The organism is Mesorhizobium sp. M4A.F.Ca.ET.020.02.1.1 (genome assembly GCF_004022645.1).
In the GTDB taxonomy this organism is placed as follows: domain Bacteria; phylum Pseudomonadota; class Alphaproteobacteria; order Rhizobiales; family Rhizobiaceae; genus Mesorhizobium.
In genome coordinates, this window is sequence record NZ_RZOI01000181.1 from 1 (window position 1) to 9,210 (window position 9,210).

General features: G+C 65.1%; 7 protein-coding genes and 1 tRNA gene. 5 read left to right on the forward strand and 3 right to left on the reverse strand.

Features of this window, described 5'->3' with window-relative positions; all coding sequences use genetic code 11:
* From EN742_RS13960 to betB, 4 genes are all read left to right on the forward strand, one after another.
* Window positions 1–736, forward strand: a 736-nt coding sequence (locus EN742_RS13960; RefSeq protein WP_148670102.1) for a sulfatase-like hydrolase/transferase, incomplete at its 5' end; no start/stop codon positions are given.
* Window positions 733–1,734 (forward strand): threonine/serine dehydratase, encoded by a 1,002-nt coding sequence (locus tag EN742_RS13965; protein ID WP_128332926.1) that lies wholly within the window; start codon window positions 733–735, stop codon window positions 1,732–1,734. The genes EN742_RS13960 and EN742_RS13965, both read left to right, overlap by 4 nt.
* Window positions 1,727–3,379, forward strand: coding sequence for a choline dehydrogenase (betA, locus tag EN742_RS13970; RefSeq protein WP_127407273.1), 1,653 nt, complete (start codon window positions 1,727–1,729; stop codon window positions 3,377–3,379). Before EN742_RS13965 ends, betA begins: the two co-directional genes overlap by 8 nt.
* Before the next feature lie 52 nt (window positions 3,380–3,431).
* Complete coding sequence (gene betB / locus EN742_RS13975) at window positions 3,432–4,895, forward strand: betaine-aldehyde dehydrogenase (RefSeq protein ID WP_128332927.1); 1,464 nt, start codon at window positions 3,432–3,434, stop codon at window positions 4,893–4,895.
* 183 nt (window positions 4,896–5,078) lie between these two features.
* On the opposite strand, the gene EN742_RS13980 is transcribed toward betB, so the two are convergent.
* Window positions 5,079–7,319, reverse strand: a complete 2,241-nt coding sequence (locus EN742_RS13980; protein WP_128332928.1) for an AGE family epimerase/isomerase — start codon at window positions 7,317–7,319, stop codon at window positions 5,079–5,081.
* Window positions 7,320–7,520: 201 nt separating this feature from the next.
* Here EN742_RS13980 and EN742_RS13985 point away from each other — a divergent pair.
* A tRNA-Pro gene (locus tag EN742_RS13985) sits at window positions 7,521–7,597 on the forward strand.
* Window positions 7,598–7,648: 51 nt separating this feature from the next.
* Here the strand turns inward: EN742_RS13985 and EN742_RS13990 are convergent.
* Both EN742_RS13990 and EN742_RS13995 read right to left on the reverse strand, forming a co-directional pair.
* Complete coding sequence (locus EN742_RS13990; RefSeq protein ID WP_245492318.1) at window positions 7,649–8,221, reverse strand: hypothetical protein; 573 nt, start codon at window positions 8,219–8,221, stop codon at window positions 7,649–7,651.
* Between the two features lie 212 nt (window positions 8,222–8,433).
* Window positions 8,434–8,793 carry a hypothetical protein gene (locus tag EN742_RS13995; protein WP_128332930.1) on the reverse strand — a complete coding sequence of 120 codons (360 nt, stop codon included), beginning with the start codon at window positions 8,791–8,793 and terminating at the stop codon, window positions 8,434–8,436.
* Window positions 8,794–9,210 lie beyond the last annotated feature (417 nt).

A 9,210-nucleotide genomic window follows, 5' to 3' on the forward strand; every position in this document is an offset into this window, starting at 1 on the left:
CATTTCCTATGTCGACGACAAGCTCGGCGAGCTGCTGGACGTTCTCAAGCGGACACGGATGCTGGACGACACCACCATCCTGTTCTGCTCGGATCACGGCGACATGCTGGGCGAGCGCGGCCTGTGGTTCAAGATGAGCTTCTTCGAGGGCTCGGCGCGGGTGCCGCTGATGATTGCCGGCAAGGGCGTGCCGGCCGGGCTGATCGAGGCGCCGGTCTCCAACCTCGACGTGACGCCGACACTGTGCGACCTCGCCGGCATCGATATGAGCGCGATCGCGCCATGGACCGACGGCCAGTCGCTGCTGCCGCTTGCCAATGGCGGGCAGCGCGCCGCGCCGGCATTGATCGAGTACGCGGCCGAGGGCTCCTACGCACCGCTGGTGGCGATCCGCGACGGCAAATACAAGTTCGTCCATTGCGAGCTCGACCCGCCACAGCTGTTCGATCTCGGAGCCGATCCGCTCGAGCGCGACAACCTCGCCGACGACCCGGCCAACGCGGGCCTGGTGGCTGCGTTCATGGACAAGGTCCGGGCGCGCTGGGACATGGCCGCCTTCGACGCCGCCGTGCGTGAAAGCCAGGCGCGCCGCTGGGTCGTCTATCCGGCGCTGCGCAACGGCGCCTACTACCCGTGGGATTTCCAGCCGCTGCAGAAGGCGTCGGAGCGCTATATGCGCAACCACATGAACCTCGACAATCTCGAAGAGAACAAGCGGTACCCGCGAGGCGAATGATGACAACACTCGTCCCCTCACTCGATCATCTCAAGAAGGCCTATGCCGTCACCTCGACGGCAACGCAGGTGACGCCGCTGCTGGAGTCGGCAGCACTCGCGATGGAGACGGGGGCCGCACGCGTTTTCGTCAAGCCGGAGTCGCTGCAATGGGCCGGCTCTTTCAAGGTGCGCGGCGCCTATTGGCGGCTGAAACAGCTTTCGTCGGATGCGGCAGAGAAAGGCGTCGTCGCCTATTCGTCCGGCAATTTCGCGCAGGGGCTCGCGGCGGCCGGCCAGGCGCTCGGCATTCCCGTCACCATCGTTATGCCGATCGATGCGCCGGCCGCCAAGCGTGACGCCACCGCCGGCTACGCCGCGCGCGTCGTGCTCACCGACCATGGCGATCGCGCCCGTGAGGAAGTGGCGGCCGCCAAGGCGCGCGAGATTGCCGAGACCGAGGGACTCACGCTGCTGCATCCCTTCGACGACCCCGAGATCGTCGCCGGCCAGGCCGGCGCCGGGCTGGAGGCGCTCGACCAGTTGGCGGCGAAGGACGCGCATGCCGACCTGGTGTTCTGCTCGGTTGGCGGCGGTGGGCTGATCGGCGGCGTGTCGCTCGCCTTCCATTACCAGTCGCCGAAGACCGAGGTCATCGCGGTCGAGCCGGAAGGCTTCAACGGCATGGGTTCCTCACTGGCGCATGGCGCCATCGAGACGATGCCGATCGGGCCGAAATCGATCTGCGACGGGCTCATGGCGAGGAAGCCAGGCGAAGCACCCTTCGCGGCGGTGAGCGCGGCCGGCGTGCGTGGCGTCACCGTCGACGACACCTCGGTGCGGCGAGCGATGAAGATCGCGTTCGAGCGGATGAAGCTGGTGCTGGAACCGTCGGGCGCGGCGTCGCTGGCGGCGCTGCTTGGGGGCAAGGTGAGCGTGGCGGGAAAGACCGTCCTTGTTGTGGCTACCGGCGGCAATGTCTCGCTCGCCGATTTCATGGCGCATATGAACAATGCTTGAAGCGGATTTCGTCATCATCGGCTCCGGCTCCGCCGGCTCGGCCATGGCCTACAGGCTGTCGGAAGACGGCAAGCACTCGGTGATCGTCATCGAGTTCGGCGGCACAGACATCGGGCCGTTGATCCAGATGCCGTCGGCGCTGTCGATCCCGCTCAACATGAGCCTCTACGACTGGGGTTTCGCCAGCGAGCCGGAACCGCATCTCGGCGGCCGCGTGCTCGCCACCCCGCGCGGCAAGGTGATCGGCGGCTCGTCCTCGATCAACGGCATGGTCTATGTGCGCGGCCATGCGCGCGACTTCGACCACTGGGCCGAACAGGGCGCGACCGGCTGGGGCTTCGCCGACGTGCTTCCCTACTTCAAGCGCATGGAGGATGCCGACGGCGGCGAGGATGGCTGGCGCGGCAAAAGCGGCCCGCTGTATGTGCAGCGCGGCACGCGCAAGAATCCGCTCTACGGCGCCTTCGTCGAGGCCGGCCGCCAGGCCGGCTTCGAACTGACCGACGACTACAACGGATCGAAGCAGGAAGGCTTCGGCCCGATGGAGCAGACGATTTTGGGCGGCCGCCGCTGGTCGGCGGCGAATGCCTATCTGAAGCCGGCTCTGAAACGCAAAAACGTCACTTTGGTCAAAGGCTTCGCCCGCCGCGTGGTCATCGAGAATCAACGCGCCACCGGGGTCGAGATCGAAGCTAACAAACAGATTCAGGTTGTTAAGGCGCGACGTGAGGTGATCGTTGCGGCCTCGTCGATCAATTCGCCGAAGATCCTGATGCTGTCGGGCATCGGCCCGGGCGCGCATCTGCAGGAAAACGGCATAGCAGTGGTGGCCGACAGGCCGGGCGTCGGCAGCAATCTGCAGGACCATATGGAGCTCTACATCCAGCAGGAATCGACCAAGCCGATCACGCTGAATTCGGTGCTCAACCCGTTCTCCAAGGCGTTGATCGGGGCGCAGTGGCTGTTCTTCAGGACCGGCCTCGGCGCCACCAACCATTTCGAGGCGGCGGCCTTCGTGCGCTCGCAGGCCGGTGTCGACTACCCTGACATACAGTACCACTTCATCCCGGCGGCGGTGCGCTATGACGGCAAGGCGGCGGCGAAATCGCACGGATTCCAGGCGCATGTCGGACCGATGCGTTCGAAGTCGCGCGGCTCGGTGACGCTGCGCTCGCCCGATGCGAAAGCGAAGCCGGTGATCCGCTTCAACTACATGTCGCATCCGGACGACTGGACGGAGTTCCGCCACTGCATCCGGCTGACGCGCGAGATTTTTGGCCAGAAGGCATTCGACAGCTTTCGCGGCAAGGAGATATCGCCCGGCAGCCATGTGCAGTCGGATGAGGATCTGGACGCCTTCATCAGGGATCACGCCGAGAGCGCCTACCACCCTTGCGGCACCTGCAAGATGGGCCGCGCCGACGACCTCATGAGCGTCGTCGATCCGGAATGCCGGGTGATCGGGGTCGAGGGCCTGCGCGTCGCCGATTCCTCGGTCTTCCCGCGGGTGACCAATGGCAACCTCAATGCGCCGTCGATCATGACCGGCGAGAAGGCCTCCGATCACATCCTCGGCCGCACGCCTTTGGCGCCGTCCAACCAGGAACCCTGGATCAATCCGCGCTGGCAGGTGGCGGATCGATAGGGCATTGTCAGGCTGGCGCCCTCCCGCCCAGCGACCATCAATGGAGAACACCATGCGCGCCCAGCCCACGGCATCGCACTATGTCAACGGCCGCTACATCGAGGACGAGGGCGGCGCGCCGCTGCCGGTGATCTATCCGGCGACGGGCGAGACCATCGCCACGCTGCATTCAGCGACGCCGAACGTGCTGGAACTGGCGATCGAGGCCGCGCGCGCCGCGCAGCCGGCCTGGGCGCGGCTGAAACCGGTCGAGCGCGGGCGCATCCTGCGCCGCGCAGCCGACATTCTTCGCGCACGCAATGCGGATCTCGCGCGCATCGAGACGCTCGATACCGGCAAGGCGATCCAGGAGACGCTGGTGGCAGACGCGCCCTCGGCCGCCGACTGCCTGGAATATTTCGGCGGCGCGGTCGCCGCCTTCAACGGCGAGGCGGTCGATCTCGGCGGACCGTTTGCCTACACAAGGCGCGAGGCGCTCGGCGTGTGCGTCGGCATCGGCGCCTGGAACTATCCGATCCAGATCGCCGGCTGGAAGTCGGCGCCGGCGCTCGCCATGGGCAACGCCATGGTGTTCAAACCGTCGGAGAACACGCCGCTGTCGGCGCTGGCGCTGGCCGAGATCTACTCAGAGGCCGGTCTGCCCGACGGGCTGTTCAACGTCGTGCAGGGCTATGGCGATGTCGGCGCAGGTCTCGTCGGCCATGATGTCGTCGCCAAAGTTTCGGTGACCGGATCGGTGCCGACCGGGCGCAAGGTGCTCTCGCTCGCCGGCTCGAAGATGAAGCACGCGACGATGGAACTCGGCGGCAAGTCGCCGCTGATCGTCTTCGACGACGCCGATCTCGAAAACGCCATCGGCGGCGCCATGCTCGGCAACTTTTACTCGACCGGCCAGATCTGCTCCAACGGCACGCGCGTGTTCGTGCAGAAGGGCATCCATGACCGCTTCGTCGACCGGCTGGTCGAGCGCACCAAGAAGATCCGCATCGGCGATCCACTGGATCCCGAAACCCAGATGGGACCGCTGGTCAACAAGGCGCAGCAGGATAAGGTCGTCTCCTACAGCGCGGCCGGCAGGCAGGAGGGCGCTGCCCTCGCCTGCGGCGGCAACGTGCCGTCTTTGCAGGGTTTTCAGGGCGGCTATTTCGTCGAGCCGACGGTGTTCACCGGCGTGACCGATACGATGCGCATTGCACGCGAAGAGATCTTCGGGCCGGTGATGAGCGTATTGAAGTTCGACGGCGAGGACGAGGTCATCGAGCGCGCCAACGACACCGAATTCGGCCTCGCCGCCGGCGTCTTCACCCGCGACCTGCCGCGCGCCCACCGCGTCATCGCCGAACTGCAGGCCGGCACCTGCTGGATCAACGCCTACAATCTGACGCCGGTGGAAATCCCCTTCGGCGGCGTCAAGCAGTCGGGCATCGGGCGCGAGAACTCGCTTGCCGCGCTGGCGCTCTACTCGCAGTTGAAGGCGGTTTATGTCGAGACGGGGGACGTGGCGAGCCCATATTGAGGGGCTGGCGCGAGGCACGCCTAATCTCCCCCCTTGAGGGGGAGATGTCGCCGAAGGCGACAGAGGGGGTCGCCGCGCGTGGGGCGCTAGCCTTATCCTGTCGCAAAAGAAGGTCGCGTCCAGTCGAACCGGCCCCCTCTGGCCTGCCGGCCATCTCCCCCTCGAGGGGGGAGATTGGCGGCTTCAGCCTCCCTCCCCGGCCGTTCCATCCAGATACTGCGTCAGCGCGCAGACGAGGTGATAGAATATGCTGGCCGGCACGTCGGTCGCCAGCGAGCGGCCGCGCTCGTCGATGCGGTCGATCCACAAGCCCAGCGGCGCCGGATCGATGTGCCAGCGGAACAGCCTGCCGACACGCGCCTCGATCTCGGGCTTGAGGTCCGGCCCGCCGGTGCCATCCAGCGCGATCGCCGCCTTGACAGCTTCGGCCTGCGGCCAACTGCGCGACACCAGGTCGAGCGGCAGGCCCTGCCTGGAGACGGCGCCGTAGGAAAGGCCGGTGGCGCGATTGAGGCCGTTGGCGACAGCGGAGGCGTAGAGCTTGCGGGCGAAGGCGGTGACCTCGGTCTGGCCGCTGCGGCCGGCGAAATCGACGAGCAGCGAGGCCCATTCGAAATGATGGCCGGGCTCGGTCCAGCTGCCCTTCTCGCCGGCCACCGGTTTCCAGCCGTCGTCGAAATATTCGCCGAGCGTCCAGCTTTCAGAGTCGAAGAAGTGGCTGCGGAAGAGATCGATGATCTGCGCCGCGCGGCGCAGATAGGCGCGCTCGCCGGTCGCCTGGTGCCAGGCGAGAAAGGCTTCGAGCAGATGCATATGCGGGTTGGTGCGCCGCTCGCCCGCGCCATCGGATGTTTCGAGGAAGCCGGTCATGCGGCTGTCCTCGAGATGGGCGTCGAGGAAGGCGAAGGTCTCCTCGCCGAGCCGCAAGGCATCGGGATGGCCCGATATATGGGCGTGCGCCAGCGCCAGCAGCACGCAGGAATGGTCGTAGGCGTCCTCGACCGGATCGGCGACCGAGCCGTCGATGTTGAGCGTGCGCACCCAGCCGCCCCTTGCGGTGCGGCCCTTGCCGGCCATGAAATCGATGCCATGGGCGATCAGCCGGTCGGCCGGGCCGGTCCAGCCGCGCTCCTTGGCCACCGCGAAGGCATAGACCTGGCGGGCCTGGGTGCGCATGCGCTTCGGCTTCATCAGCGGCGAGCCGTCGAAGCCGAGCGCCTCATGGAAGCCGCCATGACGCTCGTCGACGCCCGACGTCGACCACAGCGGCAGCGTCTCGTCGAACAGCCAGTGATGCACGCGCTGTCGCCAGGCGCCACTTTCGATGACGCGATCATGCGCCGGCGTGAACCTCGTTTCCAGCCGGCCCGACTTCTCCAGCTGCTCGACGATCTTCTTGACGTGCTGGCTGTGGCTGACGGGTGCCACGAAGGTAGCGTCGGCGGTCGAGACAATGGCGACGTCCTTCATGCCGATGGCCGAAAGCAACCGGCCCTCGCCGCGGATGTAGGAGTTTTCGCAATCGATGGCGACGACATCGCCGACGATCACATTGCCGTCCTTGTCTGAAGGGCCGACGTCGAGCAGCGACTGCCAGGAGCCGAGGTCGTTCCAGCGGAAACCCGCCGGCACCATGGCGATGCCCTTGGCCCGCTCCATGATGGCGTAGTCGATCGAGGTCGAGGGAATGGCGGAATAGAGATCGAGCGGCATATAGAGGCCGGAAAGATCCGATGTCGCCGCCTTGTAGGCGGCTTCGGTGGCCTGCCAGATGCCGGGCTGGAACGCCGCGAAGGCGTCACGCATGGCGCCGGCGCGGAACAGGAAGATGCCGGTATTCCAGTAGAAGGTTCCGGCTTCGACATAGGCTTGCGCGGTGGCGAGGTCGGGCTTCTCGACGAAGCGCGAGACATCGAAGATGCCGTCGGTGTCAGCGGCGACTTCGATATAGCCATAGCCGGTCTCGGGCTGGGTCGGCTTGATGCCGAACACCACTAGACGACCGGCGCTCGCCGCCTCCGCTCCGGCTTCGACGCTGCGCCAGAACTGCTTGGCGGTTGAAATCTGGTGATCGGACGGCACTACCAGCATCAGGCTGTCGCCAAATTCGGCGAGCGTGCGCAATGTGGCGAGTGCGACAGCGGCCGCGGTGTTGCGGCCGGCCGGCTCGAAAAGCGGGCCGCCGCCGGCGAGGTCGAGCCCGGCGAGGTCGACATGGACGCGCTCGGCATGGCGCTCGGAGGCGATCAGGAAGATCGGTGTTTCGCCGGTGGGCCTCGCCGCCAGCCGGCGCAAGGTCTTGGCCAGCATCGAGCCGTCGCCGGAAAAATCGTGGAACTGCTTGGGATTGTCCTCGCGCGACAGCGGCCAGAGCCGCGAGCCGACGCCGCCGCTCATGACGAAACTGACGATGCGCTGAGGCAAGATTCGAGACTCCGAAGGGCCAAGAGACCCGTTCTAGCGGGGTGATGGTCAGTGACGCAAGGCTGGGACGCGGCTCTTGCCGACGTGTGAATCCGGTGTCGCCAGGGACATCGTGACAAAAGCCGAAGAAATGCGACAGACGTACTGCCATTGGTGCTTGCAGGATCGAAAAGCGGCGGCTATAAGCCCGCGGTCTGGTCACGGAGTGTAGCGCAGTCTGGTAGCGCACATCGTTCGGGACGATGGGGTCGCAGGTTCAAATCCTGCCACTCCGACCAGCAAAACCAAGCACTTAGGTTTTCCCGAAAATCTCTTTCTACCGGAAACCCTCACAATCTCCAGCGGGCGCGCTGCGCCCACAAGTCGAGCGGACCTCGCCACAGGCGCAAGCGGGCCGATCTCTCGATCTGCTGGTCGAGAGGCAAATCGCCATTGTCCCGAAAGAACCGCGCGATCTGACCGCGCGCGAAAGCCTTCTTCCCTGCCGTGTTGTAATGACGAAGGGGAAGCCGGTGCGGGGCTATCTTGCGGCCGCCTTGCGACAGCGCCAGGCCGACGGCGAATTGCTCTTTGGTGTGGGAGCTCACGACGCCGAGCATGCTCCCTATCAATTCGTATGCACTGGCGAGGGCCGGAAGGTTTGCGCGGTGAACCCCCACGATCCCGCTGTTCCACATGACCTCGCGCCCGGTGATCCTGTAGTCGCCGAGGCGGAGCCCCTTGGTTTCAATTTCGTAACCGGCGGGAACGCCCTCGCAAAGCCTCATGATCGACCGCGAGGGAGAAATCCTGGCGAAACCCTTCGAAGCGTCGCCGACCGGGTAGATATTCGTATCCATGAAGAGTAGGCGCTCTGTCCGCTTCAGGAGCTCGATCAGCCCGCCGGCCTTGATGCCGAACACATAGCGGTTGCCGAAAGACATCTCCGTCATTTGACCCGAGGATAGCGGCAACGTCTCGACCGGATACCCGGCGTAGAATTGCGGCCTATCGGTCGCGATCGTGATCCGCGCGTGCGGCGTAAAATGCAGCAACCTTAAAGCACTGAGAAGCGCTCCGCGATGGTAGAGATCGTCATCACCGAAGGCGATGTAGCCGTAAGTCTCACTATGCATTATTGGCAGGCCAGAACTTTCGTCAATTCGGGTCTAGGGATCGCGACCGACAGACGGCCACTCCCGGCGGCGCGTACCTCATAGTCGATCGTCGTCGCGGCGCAAGTCCCGGCGAGCGGCGAGCCGCCCTTCCGCTCGATCATGAAATAGCCATTGCTCTTTGCCGGGCCGACTAACGGAACGGCCGCCGAGATCGGGAGATCGAGATAGGCAACCTTCAGCGTGTTGCCCGGCAAGTTCTGGTCGAGGATGCCCTGTATCGTCTCCGGGACCGAGCTCTTCATCTGGACCCAGGTAAAGGCCGTCGCGCCGGCCAGGCCGATCGCGGCGAGAATGGGAAGAGAGAAGGCAAGGCGCATGATCGAAACCTCAAAAAAGAACCCGGCGCGGCGGCCGAGTCAAATGTCGCAATTGGAGGTTGCCTATTCACCGTGAACACTACCGGAACAAAATCAGATTTGCATAGTCGCAAAAAACCTTCCACAAAACAAAAAAAGGGGCGGCGGCGACCTCACGAAGAGATCAAGCCGCCGCCCTCATGCCAGCGCCTGAGAGACCCTTGCTGTCCTGTTATTCCGGCCCGTCGCCGCTTGTCACGTTGCCGCCGAGATCGTGCGGAGGGCTGGAGCCGCCGGAGCCTATAGAGCTCCCGCCGGCCGCCGCATCCGCCTTTTCCTTTGGCCGCGGGTTCGGTGCCGGTTGTCTTGTCGGCGTCGCCAGCTTGAGGACTTCCGGGCCGCCCTAAAGCATTACCACGTCGAAGGCTATGTCACGAC